Genomic DNA, 19,431 nt, shown 5'->3' on the forward strand with positions numbered 1-19,431 from the left:
GCTTACTCCACCAAATCCACTTGCGCTGGTATACCTGAAGGCAAGGATTGTGCTGAGTCTTGAAGGTCGACTTCTGCAAGGTACATCAAACGCGAGCGTTCTTCCTCGGTAAGCGCGAAATAAGGCGTAAATGAAGGCTCAGTCGCAACCCAACGAACGGTGCCGCTATAAGGTTGCTCAACGCCATCTACATGCACGTTAACCGCTTTACCCGGCACAAAGTCGACTCGGTAGTTGGCAGGAACGTAAACGCGAGCGTATGGGACGCGGCTGGCTTGTATTACAGCAACCACGCCATTCACAGGGACGCGTTCGCCAAGGTTAAACGGTAGGTTATCTAACAAGCCATCTCGCGTGGCCGTGATGGTGAGTTCTGCCAGTTTCTGTTCTTGCAGTGCCACATCGGCTTTGGCTGCCATGAGAGCGGCTTTCGCTTGTTCAATATCTTCAGGGCGAGAACCAGCCGTCAGTTTACTGAACTCTTCTTGTGAGGAGTCTAGCTCTGCACGGGCAGAATCTCTGGCTGCTAAAGCGGTGTCTTTTTCTGATTGGCTGATGAGTTTCTTGCGAACTAACTCCGCTTTACGTTGGTAGTTCTTTTGCACTTCAACCAATTGAGCTTCTGCTCTGGCAACGCGAGCTTGCGCTGCGGCAATGTCTTCCGGTCTCTCACCATTGGTCAATTTCAAAAGATAAGCGTCAGCCTTGGCTTGTTCGGCTACTGCGTGAGCTAAAACGGCTTCTTGGTTCTTTGTATCGAGCTGAACCAGCACTTCTCCTTCGGTGACTTGGCTGCCTTCCTTGATGGGTAGGGCACGAATTATCTCGCTAGAGGTTGCAGTAAAGGTTACGCGGTCACGTTCTAGTGTGCCAAGGGCTTGCTGTCCGTCATCTTTGGAACAGGCAGTTAAAAGAGTCAGGGCTAGGGTGCCAAGAATGATTCGCTTCATCATGCGACGCTTCCTCTAAGAAGGTGAGCTCGAATTCGTATCAAGCTATAGAAGAGTGTGGGACTGCATTCAGTGTAACGTGAGTCAGTTTTGTCCGGCTAGGAAGTTAATTCCTTCAATATTCATCAATTGATTAATTATTGAAGCTGGCCTCACCTTTGAATGCATCTCTAAGAATATTCTCATTCAAATATAGTGGGTTACCGTGATGTTGGTGGGATTAGGAAAGATAAATTAAAGAATCGAGACAAGGATCAGGTTTACTGTGCACGGGTAAAGAAACGGCTGGATAAAGCAAAGCCCGATGGTTGAGCATCGGGCTTTACAGAGCGCGCTAGGACAAAGTTAACGCAACCTTTAATGGCTGTTTAAGCCGTTTTAAACTGACTGACGATTTCTTGTAGACCAACCGCCAGTTCACTTAAGTCTCGGCATGCAATCGCGGTTTGACGAGAGCCTGTTGCGACTTCGCTAGAGAACTGGTTGATGTGTTCGACATTGCGATGCAGCTCTTCAGTCACAGAGCTTTGCTCACTGCAGGCACTCGCGATTTGGATGCTCTTTTCAGCGATGTTGTCAGCGCTTTGTTCGATGTGACCAATCGTCGTTCCCGCTCGCTGAGCTTGCTCAACACACACTTGAATTAAATCGCTGCTGTTGTTTGTAGCCGATACAGCGGTTTTCGAGCAATTCTGAAGCTTGCTGATGATGGCAATGATCTCTTCTGTGGATGCTTGTGTGCGGCTCGCTAGCGTACGGACTTCATCAGCCACAACCGCAAATCCGCGGCCTTGTTCACCCGCTCGGGCTGCCTCAATTGCGGCATTGAGAGCAAGCAGGTTAGTTTGCTCTGCGATGTCTTGAATTACGTCAACCACCACGCTGATGTTCGATGCGTCTTGCTCTAGCTCACTTACCATGGTGCCAACAGATTGAATCGCGACCGAGGCTTCGTTGATCTGCTCGATACATTCTTGAACCACTTCTAAGCCTTCTTTGGCTTCTTGAGAGGCACTGTTTGCAGTTTCTGAAGCAGCTTCTGTGTTGCTTGCTACATCATGCACTGTTGCTTGCATTTCGTTCATAGCGGTCGCAATCAGGTTAAGCTGTTGCTGTTGTTCATCCATGCCTGAAGAGGTTTGTTCTGAAATAGCGCTCACTTCTTCGGTGGCAGTGCTCACCTGAGCGGTAGTAGAAGAGATGCTGTCGACCAGACTCAGTAGTTTGGCTTGCATATCTTCACAGGCGTCTGCCAATAAACCGAGCTCGTCATTACCAATTTTATTGCGTGGAAGTTTGTAGGTAAGGTCGCCGGAAGCAATCTTAGAGGCCATTTCAACCACGTATTGCAGTGGAGAGCAGATTTGTTTTGTGAGGAATAGGCCGAGTACAAAGCTCAATGCCAATAAAGCAACAATCGCGATAATGCTATAAGTGATGGCGTCTGCTACCACATCGTGAGTGCTGTTGATGTCTTCTTTGATGAAGGTTTGGTTTAACTCAACCAGATCTTTAATCGAGTTAGAAAGTGCTTGGAAGGTTGAAAAACCATCCAGCAGCATGGCGTTGGCTTCGTCAATACGTTTCGTGGTTAATAGCTCTGAGTATTTGTCGTTGAAGCTACGGTATTTTGACCATGCACTCGATACTTCATTATAAGCATCACGGTCGCGCTGATCCCAAAGTGATTTACCGTATTGTTCAATATAGTTGTCGATTTTATTTTCTGATTCATCCAAACCTTTAAGCCAAGTGTTAAATTCAGCATGGTTTACATTAGTCAGCAAAGAGAATTCGTCTTTTCTTAAGGTGCCAATTTCGATTTCAATATTTTTTACCAATAAAATACTTGGCACTGTGGTGTCAGAAAATTCTGTCATCTTGCCATCAATAAGTTTTATTTGAGAGGTAAAGAAGAAAGATAACGCAATGACGGCAGCGGAGATAACAAGTATCAACGCACTGATTTTACTTTTAATACTTAGGTTAGAAAGTTTCATAGACTCACTGCAAATTGGGGGGCTTGAAAGGCTCGGAGTCTATTCCTGAGATTTGAAATTTAGTGTGATGAAAGTCTCAAATAGTTTTATCGGAAACGAAAATAAAATGGAAACTTAATGTTCATATTTCGTTTGAAAATAAGTTAATAGTTAATCAATATTGATGGGAAAAATAATTAATTAACTTATAAATTATTTCGAGTACGAATTGGTATTAATCTTGATAACCCTACATTCAATCAGAATTTTCTTATTGATGAATTTTGTTATTTATGTGTTAGCAAGTTTTCCCCAAATATTAAAACAAGACATCGTACCGAATTGAAGTATTATCTCGGTAAAATAAAAGCCCGATGCTGAACATCGGGCTTCATTGTTTGAGTTTTATGAGCGAGTTTTTAGTTATCTAGACCACGTTGGTTTAATCACCAAGAGGCTGTCTTTCTAAGCCGCCACGATAAGAGTCGAGGGCAACTTTGAGTCGGCGAAGTTTATCGCGTGAGCGTCGCTTATGATTAACGGCTAATGCCATCGAAAGTACGTCAACCAAAGCCAACATCGCGTAGCGAGAAGCGGATGGCTTGTAGATGAAATCCGTCTCTTGGTGTTCAATAGGCAGAACCAAATCGGCTTGCTCAGTCAAAGGCGTGTCTTTTGGAGTAATCACAATGACTTTTACACCGTACTGCTTGGCTAATTGCGCGGTTTCTATGATGGCAGGGGTATAGCCGGTGGCTGAGATCATCACCAACACATCGTTCGCGTCTGCAGTAGCCGCAATCATGCGCGATAACAAGCCATCGTTGTAAGCCACAACAGGGTAGCCTAGACGGAATAAACGATGTTGCATCTCCTGTGCTGCAATGGTTGAGCCGCCACCCATACCAATACAGATCACTTGTCTTGCGTTGTGCAGCCAGTTCACGGCAGTGTCGATATCTTCTTCAACAATCAAACTGCGGTTTACATCAAGGGATTGCTTGATCGACTCATAGATGCCTTGGTAGCCACTTTGATCAGGTGGCTCAAGGATGAATCGTTGCCCAACCGTTAAGGTTTGTGCCAGTTTGATCTTCATATCACGCACGTTTTTGCAGCCAACAGCTTTAGCAAAACGGGTGATGGTAGCTTCACTCACTTCTGCGCTTTCTGCCAGTTCAGTAATGCTGGCATTGGCGGCAGTTTGAATGTCGTCCATGATCAACTTCGCGACCTTCTTTTCGGCATCGCGCAGCGCACTGAAACGTTCAGTGATTTGAGAGATAATATCGACTTCTAAACTCAAGCTGTGTTCCTATCTTTTACATGGAGACGATTGTGCCGCCTCCACTGGTTTGGCATGAAGTATAACGAAAAGCCTCACTAAGCTCATCATCAGAAACGGGTTTTCACCCAATGAGTAACTTGATACTCATCATCACAAACCGCCACGGCACGCCACTTATCAAACGTTAAACATGGATGAGAGGTTGAGAAGGCAATCATATCACCCACTTGAAGGTCGCTGTTTGCGTCTACTTCGATGAACGCGTGCTGATCCATCACCGCGGTCGTTACCGCACTTTCAATAGAGATTGACTCACCATCGCGGTAAGCACGCTCGGGGATTGGTAATCCAGCATCAAACGCCACGTCACGTTTGCCAAAGCCGGCAACTAGCTTGGTTGGCTCGGGGCGAGAAATGACATAAGCCCATAGCTCTAGTGCCGATTCCAAGTCACCACCTAAATCACACGCTGCACCTTGGTTATTTTCAGCGCGCTGCATGACTTTGTTTTGTGCGTCTAGGTAAATGCCTGTGTCATGAATCGCGTAGCAACCTGGGCGAATGATGGCGTCAAAATCTTCTAGGTTGGCGAAGCATTCAGAAACTACGTCATACCAAGCAGAGCCTGCGCCTGTGACCAGAGGCTTGGACTCAATCAACTTGTCGTTTTGTAGTTGGGCTGCGATTTCTAATGTGGCGTTGAGGAAGTCACGGATGTCTTGTTCAGCATTGTCACCATGAATGACACCTTCGTAAACCTCGATACCTTTGAGCGTAAGGTGAGGTTGCTGGTGGATGAGTGTGGCGAGCTCAACTACATCTTGTTGGTTTCGGCATCCACAGCGACCGCCTTCGACACCAAACTCAATCAGTACATTAAGCGGCAACTGATATTCAGCGAAGGCACGCTCTAGCGCTTTGACGTTTCGGTTTGAATCCACACAGCAATAGAAGTTGATTCCATGGGTTTCAATCAAGTTGGCGATGATGGTCATGTTAGCGCGCCCGACTAGTTGGTTCGCCATGATGATGTTTTTCGCTCCGCCTAGCACCGCAATCTCTGCCTGAGCTGGCGTTGCGACGGTAATGCCCCAAGCGCCGTTTTCTAATTGCTGCTGAAAGAAAGCGGGAGTCATGGTGGTTTTACCGTGCGGTGACAACTTCACTTTGTGCTGATTGGCAAAACGCTGCATCCAATCGAGGTTGTTCTTCAATGAAGAAGATTTGATCACCGCAGCGGGCAAGGTGATCTCTTCATGGATCAAACTGTGTAACCCATCGGAATTACACGCAACAGGTTGAGCTTTCTCTCCGTAACCTGGTGTGGTAACACACTCATTATGATAGTTTTTATCACACTTTTGGCGATTGTCTTTCATGGCGTACCTACTTCTAACATGGTCTAAGTGATTGATATTAATTGTTTGTTGCTAACTACCATAAATAATATGTTAGAAAGTATCAAACAAATCTAAGTTTTTTGTGTGTTTCTTCACTGTTTAAATTTCAAGAATTATTAAGATGGAATCATGTTAACGACGGACGAAGAGAGTGAAGTATGTTGTTCGATACCATTATCAAAAGCGTAGAGGTATTTGACGGTACGGGTGCAGCACCATTCATTGCTGATGTTGCGATTCGTCAAGATCGTATTGAGCAAGTAGGGCAGCTAGACGAGCTTTCTGCAAAGAAGGTTATCAACGGTCAGGGTCTTGCGTTGGCTCCGGGATTTATTGATGTGCACACGCACGATGACACCAATGTGATTCGTTACCCTGACTGCTTGCCAAAGATCAGCCAAGGTGTGACGACAGTAATCGTAGGCAATTGCGGAATTAGCGCGAGCCCTGCGGTACTCAGTGATACTCCGCCAGACCCAATGAACCTATTGGGCAAGCAGGAAGACTTCAAATACCCAACTTTTGCGGAGTATGCGAAGGCGGTACAAGCGGCGAACCCTGCGGTCAACGTCGCTGCGTTGGTCGGTCACACAACTTTACGTAACAACGTGATGGATGACTTACTGCGCACGGCAACCGATGAAGAAATCGAGCAAATGCGCCAAACACTGGCACAAGCGATGGAAGAGGGCGCACTGGGTTTGAGCTCGGGTCTTGCTTATGCGAGTGCCAAGCAAGCGAATGCGGATGAAGTGATGCGCCTAGCGGAAATTCTCGGTCATCACGGTGGTATCTACACCACACACATGCGCACTGAGTTTGAAGAAATCATCAGCGCAATGGAAGAAGCCTTTGAAACTGGGCAGTACGCCAAAGTGCCAGTGGTGATTTCTCATCTGAAATGCGCAGGTGCAGGCAACTGGGGACGCACCGTAGAAGTGCTGGATTTGATGGACAAGGTTTCTGAGCATCAAGACGTGTCTTGCGATTGCTACCCATATTCTGCCAGTTCTTCAACGCTGGATTTAAAACAGGTGACGGATGAAATCGACATCTTCATCACTTGGTCTGAACGTAAACCTGAACACGCTGGCAAGATGCTGAAAGACATTGCTGACGAGATGCAACTGCCTCTTATGGAAGCAGCAAAAGCGTTGCAACCTGCGGGTGCGGTTTATCACTGCATGGATGAAAACGACGTCAAACGGGTACTTAAGTATAAGTTGACCATGGTGGGCTCGGATGGATTACCAAATGACCCGCATCCACATCCACGTTTGTGGGGCACATTCCCGAAAGTCTTGGGGCATTACTGCCGTGAAGAACAGCTTTTCCCATTGGCAGAAGCGATTCACAAGATGACGGGGATGTCAGCAACACGCTACCAATTGAAAGATCGTGGGGAAATAAAAACAGGCGCTTACGCAGACTTGGTTTTATTTAACCCAAATACAATTAAAGATACTGCAACGTTCGAAAATCCAATTTCCGTCGCGCAAGGTATTGAATCTGTATTTGTAAATGGCGAACTATCTTATTTAAAAGATAAAGTCACCGAAAATAGAAATGGCGTATTTATTTATCGAAATAATACCCATCAATAACTTATTAAATAAATTAATTTTATAGATTAAGCATTATCACTGGAGAATATTATGTCAATTAAACGTTATGGTGTAGAAGGCGGCGTAGGTACTGGCGGTCAACATTTACCATTTGCACGTGCAACAGAAGCGGGCGGCTTCTTATACGTATCGGGTCAAACACCAATGACTGATGGCGAAGTGGTAGAAGGCGGTATCGTTGACCAGTCTCGCTTAGCGATTCAAAACTGTGTCGATATTATGGAAGAAGCAGGTTACACGTTAGCTGACGTGGTACACGTAAAGGTGGTGCTAACGGATTCTCGTTACTTCCAATCGTTCAATAAAGTGTTCAGAGAGTTCTTTGGTGACCACCCACCTGCACGTATTTGTATGGTGTGTGATCTGGTGGTGGACGTGAAAGTCGAAGTCGATGTGACTTGCTACCGCGAAGATCGCCGATAGAAATCACACTTTACCTAATTAAATAAAATAGAGTGCCGGAAATAATTACTTTCCTGTTATTATCTTTTTGGCACTCTCACTCCCTACATAAATATAATTTCATAAAGCAGTAGTGCCTAATATATTTAGCAAAAGCTATAAAAATAAAATTAGATAATTTCTGGAATAAAATCTAATACTTGCTGCTGGAATTATATCAATCTGAAAGATGGATTTTGATATGAGAGGTGTTCAATGAACAGTACACTTTTTCTTACCGGCTTCGGTGCGTATGTCTTATTTTTAATTTGGTTGGGATGGTTTGTCTCTCGCAACCAAAAATCAGGTGAAGACTTTCTACTCGGTGGTCGAGGCTTACCTCTGTTCCTCGTATTAGGTACCACGGTAGCAACTATGGTTGGCACGGGCTCTAGTATGGGCGCGGTTGGCTTTGGTTACTCAAACGGTTGGGCTGGTGCGCTTTACGGCATTGGCGGCGCAATTGGTATCTTGTTATTGGCACTGTGGTTCGCGCCAGTTCGTAAACTCAACTTTATGACCATGAGTGAAGAGCTCGCATACTACGTAGGTGCAAACCGCATCGTGAAGAACGTGGTTGGTCTGCTTATCTTTATCGCTTCTATCGGCTGGTTGGGCGCACACATCCTTGGTGGTGGTATGTACCTAGCGTGGATTGCCGATATTGAGCTGAGCACTGCGAAGATGATCATCGCAGCAGCGTTTACCATTTACGTCGTTATTGGCGGCTACACTGCGGTGGTTTGGACAGACACCATTCAAGCTATCATCTTGTTTGTTGGCTTCATCCTAATGGCGGTACTGTCTGTGCAACACATTGGTGGCTTGGATAACCTGTACTCAGCCATGGACCCAGAAGCGGTTAGCTTCCTTGCGATTGATAAGCTTGGTTTAATCCCAGCGGTTTCTCTTGCTGTTGTGATTGGTGTGGGTGTACTTGCAACGCCTTCATTCCGCCAACGTATCTACTCAGGTAAAGACGTATCAACCATCCGCCGTTCGTTCGTGGCTTCTGGTGTGCTGTACTTGTTCTTCTCCATCATCCCAGCAGTAATTGGTATGGCGGCGCATGCGATTGACCCTGAACTGAACAACGCAAACTTTGCTTTCCCATACATCGCGGCAACAGTATTGCCAGTAGGTGTTGGTCTTATCGTTCTTATTGCAGGTCTATCGGCAACCATGTCGAGTGCAAGTTCCGATGCGATTGCGGGCGTGTCTATCTTACTGCGTGATGTGTACGTTATGTTCACCGGTCGCGTGCCAAACAAAGAATCCATGTTGAATTACTCTCGCTTGGCTTTGGTTGTAGTGATCGGTTGTGCATTGCTGTTCGCGCTAACCTCTAACGACATCATCGGCTACATCACTAAGATGATCTCGACAGTTATGTCTGGCATGTTCGTGTGCGGTATGTTGGGTCGCTTCTGGAAGCGTTACAACTGGCAAGGTGCATTGGCAACATTGGCAGGTGCGTCTATTGCTTCATTTGCAGTAATGCTGAGCCCTGACCTGACCGCTTTCTGGGGCAACCCAGTGATTCCATCTTGCTTGTTTGCTCTAACTGCTGGTGTGGCAGTGAGCCTAGTGACTCCAGCTAACCAAGTATCACCAGAAATGGCACGAGCAATCCTTGATGATGAGCGCGCGCTGATGGAAATGGAACTGTCTGACAAAGGTGTTCTGGAAGAAGACGCTTCTCTACAAAATCGCGCAACGGCGGCAAATCAAAACGCTTAACAGCAGAGAGTTTCCGGCTCGAACAGAAACTCGCTCATAAGCTCCTGACAAACTGGTGCCTCCCCCGAGCCACCATTCTAAATCTATCCAAAGTAGGTGAACGATGACCGATTCATCCCAGACTAAAATTGCTTTCTTTGGCGAATGCATGATTGAACTGAGCGGCGACCCAATTCGCAAACGCTTTGGTGGCGACACGCTCAATACCGCACTTTACCTCTCTCGACTAACGGCTCAACAACCTGTCCAAGTGTCTTACGCGACCGGTCTTGGGGAAGACGTACTTTCTCAAGAGCTTCTGGAAAACTGGCAACAAGAGGGCATTGCGACTGACCTTGTCGAGATCTTCCCAGCTCAACTGCCGGGTTTGTACATGGTACAGACCGACCAAGAAGGCGAACGCAGCTTTCTTTACTGGCGTGATAGCGCAGCCGTTAAAAGCTATTTCTCTACCTCTTCGCTCAACAAATTAGAAGCCGCGATTGCGAACCGAGAGCTGGACTACCTCTACCTAAGTGGCATCAGCATCGCGATTCTAAATGACGATAGCAAAGTAAGGCTTAAAAAGGCGTTAAGCCAGTTCTCACAAGGTGGAGGCAAGGTTATCTTCGATAACAACTTCCGTCCTCAACTTTGGTCTGCACAAGAGGCGAAACATTGGTATAGCCAAATTCTGCCTTTAGTCGACATTGCGCTTATCACAGAAGACGATGATGTCTTGGTATGGGGTGAAGAGGAAAGTGCTGAGCAGCGCTGCCTCCGCTTTGGTTGCCAAGAAATCGTGATAAAACGTGGCTGTGAGCCCTGCAAACTGGTTTGGTCGCAAGGTGACGACAAGCAAAGCGCTTACGTAGCTGCCGAAAAGGTCGTCAAAGTGCTCGACACTTGTGCCGCCGGCGACTCTTTTGCTGCTGGTTACCTTGCTGGCAGATTGACCGAACAAAGTTGCGAGCAATCTGCCCAACTCGGTCACGCACTAGCGGCAACCGTTATTCAATATCCTGGCGCGATCATTCCAAACGACGCCATGACTCATCTAATTCGATAATTTCCGAGAACGTATTATGTCCCAAGCAATGATTCAGCAACTTCAGCAATTCAAAGTTATTCCTGTTATTCAAATCAATAAGGTTGAGCACGCGATTCCACTGGCGAAAGTGTTAGTAGAAAACGGTTTGCCAGTCGCAGAAGTAACGTTTCGAACAGAAGCCGCTGCCGATGCGATTAAAGCCATGCGCGATGCTTACCCGCAAATGTGCATCGGTGCTGGCACGGTACTGACGCCAGAGCAAATTACCCAAGCAAAAGACGCGGGTGCAGAGTTTATTGTCGCGCCGGGGTTGAACCCAAATACCGTACGTCGCTGCCAAGAAATCAACATGCCAATCGTACCGGGCGTGAATAACCCAAGTCAGGTTGAACAAGCTCTTGAGCTGGGTTTGAACTTCCTCAAATTCTTCCCGGCAGAAGCCAGCGGTGGTATCGCGATGGTGAAGTCGCTACTCGCACCTTATGTTGATGTGAGTCTGATGCCGACAGGCGGTATCGGTAAAAGCAACGTCAATGATTACCTGGCTATCGACCGTGTGGTTTGTTGCGGTGGTACTTGGATGGTGGCACCGAGCTTAATTGAAAACGAGCAGTGGGAAGAAATTGGCAAGCTGGTTCGTGAAGCAGTAGAGCTGGTTGCGTAACTCAAACAGAGCTCTTTTACCCAAGTCACCAGACCCCATTAAATAGCGTGACTTGGGTTGAATAATTATAGGGTCTGTTGAACTTCCGAGCTGATTTTTGCAGCGAATTGTTGGATATTTATACAAGGCAGAGACTTTGCTATGTAGCTAGCCTACATGAGAAGTCGATAACGCAGTAGAAATGACCAACAAACGCTGCCCAGAGGGTTCGGCTAAAATCGTTTTATGCTTTGTTAAGGAGTATTTGCTTAGAATGACTAGGCTACACACTCCTTGTCGCGCCTAAAACGATTTTATCTCGAACAAAATTTAACCGCGAAAGATCAACAGACCCTAGTAACAATAGGATGGCGCGGATGAACAAAGGTACATTAGCACTACTCATTTCAGGCTTAATCACAATTCCAACGGCAGCAATGGCGATGACTCCAAACACCGATCTTAACCTAATGCCTTACCCACAAAATGTAGAGTTGGGGCAGGGTAAAATCACACTGGATAAATCCTTCAGCATTTACATCAAAGGCTACGATTCCCCGCGCGTGCAGTTCAACGCTAAGCGCACCATGGATCGTCTATATCGTCAAACCGGCTTACCGATGTTGAACTGGCATGCTGAGTCGGAAAAAGATGCGACTCTGGTGATTGATATTCGTAATGCGCCCAAGTCAGAGGTGCAAGACATTAACAGCGATGAATCGTACCAACTTGAATCGCGCAATGGTCAGATCATCATTCGCTCCGAACGCCCTTACGGTGCTTTCCATGGTTTAGAAACCTTCTTACAGTTAGTGACTACGGACGCGACTGGCTACTTTGTGCCTGCGGTGTCGATTCAAGATGAGCCACGTTTTCCTTGGCGTGGTGTTTCTTACGACACTTCCCGTCACTTTATCGAACTTGATGTGATTCTTCGTCAACTCGATGCGATGGCATCAGCAAAAATGAACGTCTTCCATTGGCATATTTGGGATGATCAAGCGATTCGTATCCAGCTCGATAATTACCAAAAACTGTGGCAAGACACCGCAGATGGTGATTACTACACCAAAGATGAAATCCGCTATGTGGTGAATTACGCGCGTAACCTTGGCATTCGAGTTATCCCTGAAATTTCTTTGCCGGGACATGCTTCGGCAGTAGCGCACGCTTACCCTGAATTAATGTCTGGTATGGGTGAGCAATCTTATCCGCATCAACGTGGCTGGGGTGTGTTTGAGCCGTTAATGGACCCGACCAATCCTGAACTCTATAAGATGCTGGCGAGTGTGTTTGACGAAGTGGTTGAGCTCTTCCCAGATGAGTACTTCCATATCGGCGGGGATGAACCAAATTACCAACAGTGGAAAGACAACCCGAAGATTCAGCAATTCATCAAAGACAACAATCTGGATGGTGAGCGCGGTCTGCAATCGTATCTGAACACCAAGGTTGAACAGATGCTGAAACAGCGCGACAAGAAGATGACTGGCTGGGATGAAATCTGGCACAAAGACCTTCCAACCTCGATTGTGATTCAAAGTTGGCAAGGGCACGACAGTATAGGTCGAGCAGCAAAAGAGGGCTATCAAGGCATTCTCTCAACAGGCTATTACCTAGACCAGCCACAACCAACCAGTTACCACTACCGCAATGATCCAATGCCGAAAGGAATCACGGTTGATGACCAACTTCATCAAGGTGAGAAATTCGCGACTTATGATTGGGTGAAACCACGCAACAAAGGTGGTCCACGTACAGGTAATCTAACCATTATTGAAGCGACAGACGGCAGCTACCGTGCGTTTACCGATTACAACGGTAAGTCTCGTGAAGAGGTGTTCATCATCGAGTACGTGCCGGGTGTGAAGTTTAAAGGGCACTTCGATAACTTTATGTCTTACACCGAATTCAACTATGACTTTGCGGATGGCAAGTTGAAAGACACCAGTTACCAATTGATTGGCAATGTTCGTTGGCCTGCGATTGGAGAATTGGTCGCGAGCAGTGACATGCAGGGGAGTGTCATTCCTGAGCCGAATGGCGGCTATCCAGCTGAACTGACCGAGAAAGAACAGCATTTGATCTTAGGCGGAGAAATCACCATTTGGGGTGAGAACCTCGATTCAATGACCATCGAGCAACGCTTATGGCCGAGAAGCTACGCAATTGCTGAGCGCCTATGGTCGAGCCAAGACCTGACCGATGAGCGCAGCATGTACAAGCGCATGAAGGTGATGGATACATGGTCTGAGATTTCGCTTGGTCTGCGTCATCATGCCGATGCCAATATGATGTTGAAACGTCTTGCTAATGGTGCAGATGAAACGCCGCTACAAACATTAGCGAAGTACATCGAGCCGGCTCAATACTACGCTCGTCATTGGGAGAAGTGGATCTCTACGCCAAATGAAGGTGATTTGTACAACCAGTATGAGCGACTAAACCGCTTTGCGGATGCATTGCCAGTAGAAAGCCTAGCAGTGTACGAGATGAAAGATTTGGTCGCAGCTTATGCTCAAAGTGATAAAACCGCGTTGGATGCGTTGGCGATGCATTATCAGAGCGTTAAGTTAGCGGCGCAGCAAGCCAAACCTATTTTCGCTGCAAACGTGGCGTCGGTAGAAACGGTGCCAGTTGCAGAAGCCGCAATCAAAGTTGCCGATTTAGGTTTAACTTTGATTGAGCTCGCCAAGCAGGGCAGTGACATTAGCCAATCTGACACTGAAGCGTATCAACGCACTATCGATGAAAATGCGATTATTTTTGATGAAACGATTGTCGCCATCGTAGTACCAACCGAGCAGTTGCTTCACACTTTAACCGATTGATAACTAAAAGGGATTGCCGTCTGGTAACGCAGGCGGCATCTTATCGGTTAAGCACTCTTTTATCTCCTAAAGGTTTCCCATGATAGTAAATGGTCACTTACATTTTTATGTAGGCACCTATACCGATTCACCAAGCCAAAGTCAGGGCATTGCGTGTGTTTCTCTTGATACTGCTACTGGCGCATTAACGCTCATCAATGAACTTGTTCCAGACGCAGTAAAAACGGTTCGTAACCCTTCTTACCTTGCGCTCAGAGGAGAGGGTTTATATACCTTTAATGAAGTCGATCGTTTGGCAGGTGCAGAGCTGATATTTGCTGAAAAAATAGACAGCTATGGATTGCCAATTGAAGGTGACTACCCTTGCCATATCGACATTAAAGAACAGCTACTCGCTGTTGCAAACTACGGTTCCGGCAATGTAAGTGTTTACCAACTTGATGAACAAGGTAAGCCGTTGAAATCCATTGCAGAATTGTATGTAGAAGGCAATGGGCCGAATATTGACCGTCAGACTTCCCCTCATGCCCATCAAGTCACTTTTCTAAAATACTCCGCTCAATTGGCTGTGGTCGATTTAGGCACAGACAGTGTTCACTTTTATGACTACTACAATGATGGTGAGACAGTTAAGTTTCCACTTTCTCAAAGCATCGCGATGCCTGCTGGCTCAGGGCCTCGTCATTTGATCTTCAATCGTGATGAATCTGTCGCGTACGTTGTTTGCGAATTGTCTGAAACGCTGGTGGTACTTCGCAAGCAAAACGGACAATGGAATCTGACTCAACAAGTTAAACTGTTAGCCGATGAAGAGAACAAAGAAGCGGCGTCTGCTATTCGTCTCTCCGTGGATGAGCGCTTTGTCTATGTCTCATGCCGTGCGCAAAATCTGATCAGTACATTTGATGTAACGAGCAATACTCCAGTTCAAATTGCCGAGTCCGATTGTGGTGGCGCGTTCCCAAGAGATTTTGTTTTATCCCGTGACGGGCAGTGGATGCTCGTTGCCAATCAACATTCACATAATGTCGCTAGCTTCCATAGGAATCCGGAAACTGGCGTTATCACTCCAACCGGATATTCGTGCGACATCGGTGCGCCTGTGTGTTTGGTTGAGAAGCCGTAATTAAGAGAAATAACATGACAATTCATCGTATTAATCCATGTAAACGTTGGTCTGATGTAACGGTGTTCAACGGTATTGCCAACTTTGTTGAGGTGGCAGAAGCAGATACAACTGCAGATATGAAAGGGCAAGTGCAGCAGATCTTCGACCAAGCCGAACAAATGCTAGCCAGTGTTGATAGCGATAAATCGCGCATTCTATCTGTGACGATTTACGTGACGGATTTTGCTAACTTCGATGCGCTTAACGAAGTGTGGGATGCGTGGTTCTCTGAGGGCTGCGCACCAAGCCGCGCTTGCGTCAAAGTCGAATTGGCGAACCCTGAACTATTGGTAGAAATGGCGTTCGTTGCCGCTGCGGGTAAGAAGTTCCAGTAGTTCGATATCACTCTACTCAAACCATCAAGTCCAGCGTTATCCTCAAGCTCAGCGTTATATAGCTCAATAACGCTGGGCTTTGTCCTATTGGGCTAATGCTAAAGACAGGCTAAAGGGCTACACAAAAATCTTGCCTTTCATGTAGAGCACGCCATCGCCAGATACTCTTACTTGTTCGCCGTTTACCTCACAGTGCAAAATGCCTCCGCGCTGAGAAGCTTGATAAGCAACCAGTGATGTTTTGCCTAATTCTTCTGCCCAGAATGGTGCTAATCCAGCGTGAATCGAGCCAGTTACGGGGTCTTCGTCGCCACCATTTGCTGGCCAAAAGTAACGCGATACAAAGTCTTGTTGATCGCCTTTCGCAGTAACGACCACATCGTAAGGAGCGAGTGCCTTAAGGTGCTCAGAACGGTACTGAACCTCAAGTACCTCCTGTTGGCTGTCGACCACCACGAAATACGCTTGAGGGCTAAGCAGTACGCGTTCCACATCGCAACTTAAGCCCTCAATCAATGCCGAGGGAATATCAGAAACGGCTTTTGGAGGACGAGCAGGGAACGTCATCTCGATCTTACCCTGCGCATTCTTCTCTACGGTGAGGGTTCCTACTTCCAGAGTATGAAATTCAATCGTGCCACCAATGCCAAGCTCATCAAACAGAACTAACGACGAGGCCAGCGTGGCGTGTCCACAAAAGTCGATTTCAGTAATCGGAGAGAACCAACGAATCTCATATCGGTTTGCGCCAATGGATTTTAGAAAAGCCGTTTCCGACAAGTTGTTTTCTGTCGCGATATTTTGCATCAATTCTGGGGCTAGCCATTCCTCTAACGGTATCACCGCTGCTGAGTTGCCTTTGAATTGCGTATCGGTGAAGGCGTCCACCACGTAGATATCCAATTCCATTTTCCTTCCTTGTTCCGTGAGCGATTAATTAGCATAAACCAAGTGCAATTAAGAGAGTAAGAAATTTGTGTTAGAATCTTAAAGTGTCAAAATTATAGATTATTTTGTGTTTTTTGATACTTACTGACAAGGATTCGGACTGCTGGGTACTTACACTAGTGTTGAATTCATTGAAAGGAAGAAAAACATGAAAGCGATCTACAAATCAGTTTTGGCATTGAGTGTTTTTGCGGTCGGTTCTGCCCATGCATTTGAACTCGTGAGTAGAGATATTCAAGAAGGCCACCCGATGGCGAAGACATTTGAATACTCTGGTTGGGGATGTGATGGCGGGAATCAATCACCACAATTGATGTGGAAAGAAGCTCCAAAGGGCACAAAAAGTTTTGCGATCACCGTGTATGACCCCGATGCGCCAACAGGCAGTGGTTTTTGGCATTGGATAGCGTTTAATATTCCATCCACCGTTAGCGAGCTGCCTCGAGGCATTGATATGAACAAGTTAGGCGGCAAAGAATCTCGTATTGACTACGGCACAACGGGGTTCGGCGGCGCGTGTCCTCCAAAGAATGATGGGATGCATCGTTACCAGTTTACGGTGTGGGCATTGCCAACTGACGAACTGAATTTGGATGAAAACACGCCACCAGCCATTGTAGGGTTTACTTTGAATAGTGTTGCTTTGGGTAAAGCGACATTAACCACGACTTACACGCGATAATTGAATATAAGGGGAGAGAATGGGTCACCAATATCAGGTTACGCTGTTTCGTGCGGAGCAGCAGCAGAAGCTTCGTAATGTCAGGATTCACTCCCCAAGCCTTATTCAGATTGTTAAGGGGAGTAAACATCTTTTCTGGAAAGATGAAGTACTCGACATCCATCATCCAAATATCATGCTTTGTGAAGCAAATGCATCCCTAAATTTTGAAAACCTTCCTCTACAAGGGCGATTTCTTTCTCGAATGTTCAGTTTTCACTGTGTGCCTAGCGATGAAATGTTGGAGCTAAGCATGAGCAACGCATTAGGAAACTATGTACCCGTTGTTGCGACAGATAAAGCATTGCAAGCGACGTTAAATGCTTTGTTTTCGTTTGAGCGGGAAAGCTTAAGTGAAGCGACACAACGCTATTGGATTATGGGCCTATATCAGCAGCTAGCTGAGAGAGGGTTATTGCATCGGTTGTTCTCGAGTTCACATATCTCTTTTAGTCAGAAACTTAGTCGTTACTTATCGCGCTCTCCAGGGGAGGAGCATCCATTAGATATGGTCGCGGGGCACTTTGCTATGAGCCGAGCAACATTGATACGAAAACTGAAACAAGAAGGTACCCAGTATCGTGAAGTATTGGCAGAAGTGCGCTTAAATCACGCACTTTACTTGATGCAAAATGGCTCGTATAACGTTGCTATGCTCGCACAGTTGTGTGGTTATCAGTCAGAGGGGCGTTTTAGCCAACGCTTTAAAAGTAAGTTCGGCCTAACGCCCAGCGAGTATATTAAAACGGTAGTGAGTTAATGTTTTACCGCTTTTGTATTTTTTGTGCTTTTTAAGTTAGCCATAATATTTGGCTTTCATTCGCAATGCTACATTCACCAAAGCAATCAACACAGGCACTTCGATCAGCGGACCAATGACACCAGCAAAAGCTTGGTCTGAGTTTAGGCCAAACACCGCGATAGAAACCGCAATAGCCAATTCAAAGTTGTTGCCTGTTGCCGTGAAAGCAATTGACGCGTTTTTGTCGTAGTCGATGCCCATTTTCTTACCAACGAAGAAGCTGACAAAGAACATCAACACAAAGTAGATAGCCAGTGGAATTGCTACACGGAATACATCCATTGGCAGTTCAAGAATCATTTCACCTTTCAAGCTGAACATCAGTACGATGGTCGCAAGCAGGGCGATAAGCGTAATTGGTGAAATGCGTGGGATGAATACGTCGTTGTACCATTGTTCACCTTTCGCAGCGACCAGCCATTTGCGGCTTAGGAAGCCCGCTAGGAATGGGATACCAAGGTAAACAAGAACGCTTTCCGCGATGTCCATCATCGAGATATCAACTACGAAACCTTCGTAACCAAAGACTGGTGGCAACACAGTGATAAACAACCATGCCATCACACTGTAAGTCACGATTTGGAAAGCGCTGTTTAATGCAACTAGGGCTGCGCCGTATTCTTTGTTACCACCACCGATATCGTTCCATACCAATACCATCGCAATACAACGAGCAAGACCGATCAGAATGATACCAACCATGTAACCCGGATGATCACCTAGGAAAGTCAATGCAAGGATGAACATCAAAATAGGGCCGACAATCCAGTTCATGACCAAAGACAGCGTGATTGCTTTTTTATCTTTCGTCACTGTGCCTAGCAGGTTGTAGTTCACCTTTGCGAGTGGCGGGTACATCATCAAAATTAAACCAATCGCTAGCGGTACGTTTGTGCTACCAACTGACATTGACTCGTTCCACTCAGCAACTTGAGGGAATGCTGCGCCAATACCTACACCGATTGCCATTGCCACAAAAATCCACACCGTTAGGTAACGGTCCAAGAAGCTCATTTTGTCGCTGGCACTATTTAAAACTTGAGTAGTCATAGTGTTCTCTTATTCGTTTATCGTCGAAAGGCGATAGTTAAAGGTATAGTTTATCTCTGCACGCCTGAACAGCGTGCAAAGGGCATTAATCAAATAACTTGGAAAATCCTAGATTGAACTGATCAAACGCGTCGCGTTGAATGCGGTAACACACCTTAGGTGGGTTTGGCTCGGCGCTGATAAAGCCTGCTTGCTTTAGAATACGCAAGTGCTCGGAAACAGTAGATTGCGCAAGACCCAGTTCAGAAACCAAATCACTGTTCAAACAACCGCCCATGGTATCGAGCGTGTGCAGGATATGCAGAATGCGCAAACGTGCTGGATGCGACAAAGCTTTTGCTTGCGCTGCTAGAGTTTGTTCTTTCTCGAGCTGTTGTTGCGTTGTCTGAAAAACGACTTCGCACGTGTCCTTGCACTTATCACTCATTCGCTGGCCTTAATAGTTAATCGTCGAATTACGATAAAGTGTACGCCTGCTCT

At 46.4% G+C, this 19,431-nt stretch carries 17 protein-coding genes; 10 read left to right on the top strand and 7 right to left on the bottom strand.

Translation table 11 applies throughout. The annotated features are described in order from the left end of the window. Positions 1 to 2: 2 nt before the first annotated feature. From R7Q09_RS07110 to R7Q09_RS07125, 4 genes are all read right to left on the bottom strand, one after another. Positions 3 to 953 (bottom strand): HlyD family secretion protein, encoded by a 951-nt coding sequence (locus tag R7Q09_RS07110; protein ID WP_411913105.1) that lies wholly within the window; start codon positions 951 to 953, stop codon positions 3 to 5. 365 nt (positions 954 to 1,318) lie between these two features. Then, positions 1,319 to 2,950, bottom strand: a complete 1,632-nt coding sequence (locus R7Q09_RS07115; protein ID WP_038895513.1) for a methyl-accepting chemotaxis protein — start codon at positions 2,948 to 2,950, stop codon at positions 1,319 to 1,321. A 421-nt stretch (positions 2,951 to 3,371) separates the two neighbouring features. Continuing rightward, entirely contained in the window at positions 3,372 to 4,235 is an 864-nt protein-coding gene (locus R7Q09_RS07120; RefSeq protein ID WP_005425077.1) for a MurR/RpiR family transcriptional regulator, read from the bottom strand. A gap of 89 nt (positions 4,236 to 4,324) precedes the next feature. Further along, positions 4,325 to 5,596 carry an amino acid deaminase gene (locus R7Q09_RS07125; RefSeq protein WP_318070699.1) on the bottom strand — a complete coding sequence of 424 codons (1,272 nt, stop codon included), beginning with the start codon at positions 5,594 to 5,596 and terminating at the stop codon, positions 4,325 to 4,327. A gap of 179 nt (positions 5,597 to 5,775) precedes the next feature. Here R7Q09_RS07125 and R7Q09_RS07130 point away from each other — a divergent pair, with 179 nt between their 5' ends. From R7Q09_RS07130 to R7Q09_RS07165, 8 genes are all read left to right on the top strand, one after another. After that, on the top strand, positions 5,776 to 7,221 hold the full coding sequence (locus tag R7Q09_RS07130; RefSeq protein ID WP_095760469.1) for an N-acyl-D-amino-acid deacylase family protein: 1,446 nt from the start codon (positions 5,776 to 5,778) through the stop codon (positions 7,219 to 7,221). Between the two features lie 51 nt (positions 7,222 to 7,272). Further along, positions 7,273 to 7,665 carry a RidA family protein gene (locus tag R7Q09_RS07135; RefSeq protein ID WP_005425100.1) on the top strand — a complete coding sequence of 131 codons (393 nt, stop codon included), beginning with the start codon at positions 7,273 to 7,275 and terminating at the stop codon, positions 7,663 to 7,665. A 234-nt stretch (positions 7,666 to 7,899) separates the two neighbouring features. Continuing rightward, complete coding sequence (locus tag R7Q09_RS07140) at positions 7,900 to 9,423, top strand: sodium:solute symporter family protein (protein ID WP_005435470.1); 1,524 nt, start codon at positions 7,900 to 7,902, stop codon at positions 9,421 to 9,423. A gap of 103 nt (positions 9,424 to 9,526) precedes the next feature. Further along, positions 9,527 to 10,471 carry a sugar kinase gene (locus R7Q09_RS07145; protein WP_318070698.1) on the top strand — a complete coding sequence of 315 codons (945 nt, stop codon included), beginning with the start codon at positions 9,527 to 9,529 and terminating at the stop codon, positions 10,469 to 10,471. 16 nt (positions 10,472 to 10,487) lie between these two features. Further along, positions 10,488 to 11,117, top strand: a complete 630-nt coding sequence (locus tag R7Q09_RS07150; RefSeq protein WP_105065785.1) for a bifunctional 4-hydroxy-2-oxoglutarate aldolase/2-dehydro-3-deoxy-phosphogluconate aldolase — start codon at positions 10,488 to 10,490, stop codon at positions 11,115 to 11,117. Between the two features lie 356 nt (positions 11,118 to 11,473). Beyond that, complete coding sequence (locus R7Q09_RS07155) at positions 11,474 to 13,927, top strand: beta-N-acetylhexosaminidase (RefSeq protein WP_213876018.1); 2,454 nt, start codon at positions 11,474 to 11,476, stop codon at positions 13,925 to 13,927. 79 nt (positions 13,928 to 14,006) lie between these two features. Beyond that, positions 14,007 to 15,053 carry a lactonase family protein gene (locus R7Q09_RS07160; protein ID WP_213876020.1) on the top strand — a complete coding sequence of 349 codons (1,047 nt, stop codon included), beginning with the start codon at positions 14,007 to 14,009 and terminating at the stop codon, positions 15,051 to 15,053. 14 nt (positions 15,054 to 15,067) lie between these two features. Next, positions 15,068 to 15,430, top strand: a complete 363-nt coding sequence (locus tag R7Q09_RS07165) for a RidA family protein (RefSeq protein WP_213876022.1) — start codon at positions 15,068 to 15,070, stop codon at positions 15,428 to 15,430. A gap of 117 nt (positions 15,431 to 15,547) precedes the next feature. Here R7Q09_RS07165 and R7Q09_RS07170 read toward each other — a convergent pair whose 3' ends face one another. After that, complete coding sequence (locus tag R7Q09_RS07170) at positions 15,548 to 16,339, bottom strand: PhzF family phenazine biosynthesis protein (protein WP_213876024.1); 792 nt, start codon at positions 16,337 to 16,339, stop codon at positions 15,548 to 15,550. A 187-nt stretch (positions 16,340 to 16,526) separates the two neighbouring features. On the opposite strand from R7Q09_RS07170, the gene R7Q09_RS07175 reads away from it, so the two are divergent. Both R7Q09_RS07175 and R7Q09_RS07180 read left to right on the top strand, forming a co-directional pair. Next, positions 16,527 to 17,060 carry a YbhB/YbcL family Raf kinase inhibitor-like protein gene (locus R7Q09_RS07175; protein ID WP_213876026.1) on the top strand — a complete coding sequence of 178 codons (534 nt, stop codon included), beginning with the start codon at positions 16,527 to 16,529 and terminating at the stop codon, positions 17,058 to 17,060. 19 nt (positions 17,061 to 17,079) lie between these two features. Beyond that, complete coding sequence (locus R7Q09_RS07180; protein ID WP_213876028.1) at positions 17,080 to 17,859, top strand: helix-turn-helix domain-containing protein; 780 nt, start codon at positions 17,080 to 17,082, stop codon at positions 17,857 to 17,859. Positions 17,860 to 17,895: 36 nt separating this feature from the next. Here R7Q09_RS07180 and arsB read toward each other — a convergent pair whose 3' ends face one another. Together arsB and R7Q09_RS07190 are read right to left on the bottom strand one after the other, a co-directional pair. Then, positions 17,896 to 18,951 (bottom strand): ACR3 family arsenite efflux transporter, encoded by a 1,056-nt coding sequence (gene arsB, locus R7Q09_RS07185; RefSeq protein WP_318070697.1) that lies wholly within the window; start codon positions 18,949 to 18,951, stop codon positions 17,896 to 17,898. Positions 18,952 to 19,036: 85 nt separating this feature from the next. Next, complete coding sequence (locus R7Q09_RS07190; RefSeq protein WP_005375451.1) at positions 19,037 to 19,378, bottom strand: ArsR/SmtB family transcription factor; 342 nt, start codon at positions 19,376 to 19,378, stop codon at positions 19,037 to 19,039. Positions 19,379 to 19,431 lie beyond the last annotated feature (53 nt).

This window comes from Vibrio sp. 2130-1, assembly GCF_033339515.1.

What these genes read in the sequence shown, in the direction of transcription:
- R7Q09_RS07110 (WP_411913105.1), bottom strand. Translation starts at nt 953, where the DNA reads ATGATGAAGCGAATCATTCTTGGCACCCTAGCCCTGACTCTTTTAACT.
- R7Q09_RS07115 (WP_038895513.1), bottom strand. Translation starts at nt 2,950, where the DNA reads ATGAAACTTTCTAACCTAAGTATTAAAAGTAAAATCAGTGCGTTGATA.
- R7Q09_RS07125 (WP_318070699.1), bottom strand. Translation starts at nt 5,596, where the DNA reads ATGAAAGACAATCGCCAAAAGTGTGATAAAAACTATCATAATGAGTGT.
- R7Q09_RS07130 (WP_095760469.1), top strand. Translation starts at nt 5,776, where the DNA reads ATGTTGTTCGATACCATTATCAAAAGCGTAGAGGTATTTGACGGTACG.
- R7Q09_RS07135 (WP_005425100.1), top strand. Translation starts at nt 7,273, where the DNA reads ATGTCAATTAAACGTTATGGTGTAGAAGGCGGCGTAGGTACTGGCGGT.
- R7Q09_RS07140 (WP_005435470.1), top strand. Translation starts at nt 7,900, where the DNA reads ATGAACAGTACACTTTTTCTTACCGGCTTCGGTGCGTATGTCTTATTT.
- R7Q09_RS07145 (WP_318070698.1), top strand. Translation starts at nt 9,527, where the DNA reads ATGACCGATTCATCCCAGACTAAAATTGCTTTCTTTGGCGAATGCATG.
- R7Q09_RS07150 (WP_105065785.1), top strand. Translation starts at nt 10,488, where the DNA reads ATGTCCCAAGCAATGATTCAGCAACTTCAGCAATTCAAAGTTATTCCT.
- R7Q09_RS07155 (WP_213876018.1), top strand. Translation starts at nt 11,474, where the DNA reads ATGAACAAAGGTACATTAGCACTACTCATTTCAGGCTTAATCACAATT.
- R7Q09_RS07160 (WP_213876020.1), top strand. Translation starts at nt 14,007, where the DNA reads ATGATAGTAAATGGTCACTTACATTTTTATGTAGGCACCTATACCGAT.
- R7Q09_RS07165 (WP_213876022.1), top strand. Translation starts at nt 15,068, where the DNA reads ATGACAATTCATCGTATTAATCCATGTAAACGTTGGTCTGATGTAACG.
- R7Q09_RS07170 (WP_213876024.1), bottom strand. Translation starts at nt 16,339, where the DNA reads ATGGAATTGGATATCTACGTGGTGGACGCCTTCACCGATACGCAATTC.
- R7Q09_RS07175 (WP_213876026.1), top strand. Translation starts at nt 16,527, where the DNA reads ATGAAAGCGATCTACAAATCAGTTTTGGCATTGAGTGTTTTTGCGGTC.
- R7Q09_RS07180 (WP_213876028.1), top strand. Translation starts at nt 17,080, where the DNA reads ATGGGTCACCAATATCAGGTTACGCTGTTTCGTGCGGAGCAGCAGCAG.
- arsB (WP_318070697.1), bottom strand. Translation starts at nt 18,951, where the DNA reads ATGACTACTCAAGTTTTAAATAGTGCCAGCGACAAAATGAGCTTCTTG.
- R7Q09_RS07190 (WP_005375451.1), bottom strand. Translation starts at nt 19,378, where the DNA reads ATGAGTGATAAGTGCAAGGACACGTGCGAAGTCGTTTTTCAGACAACG.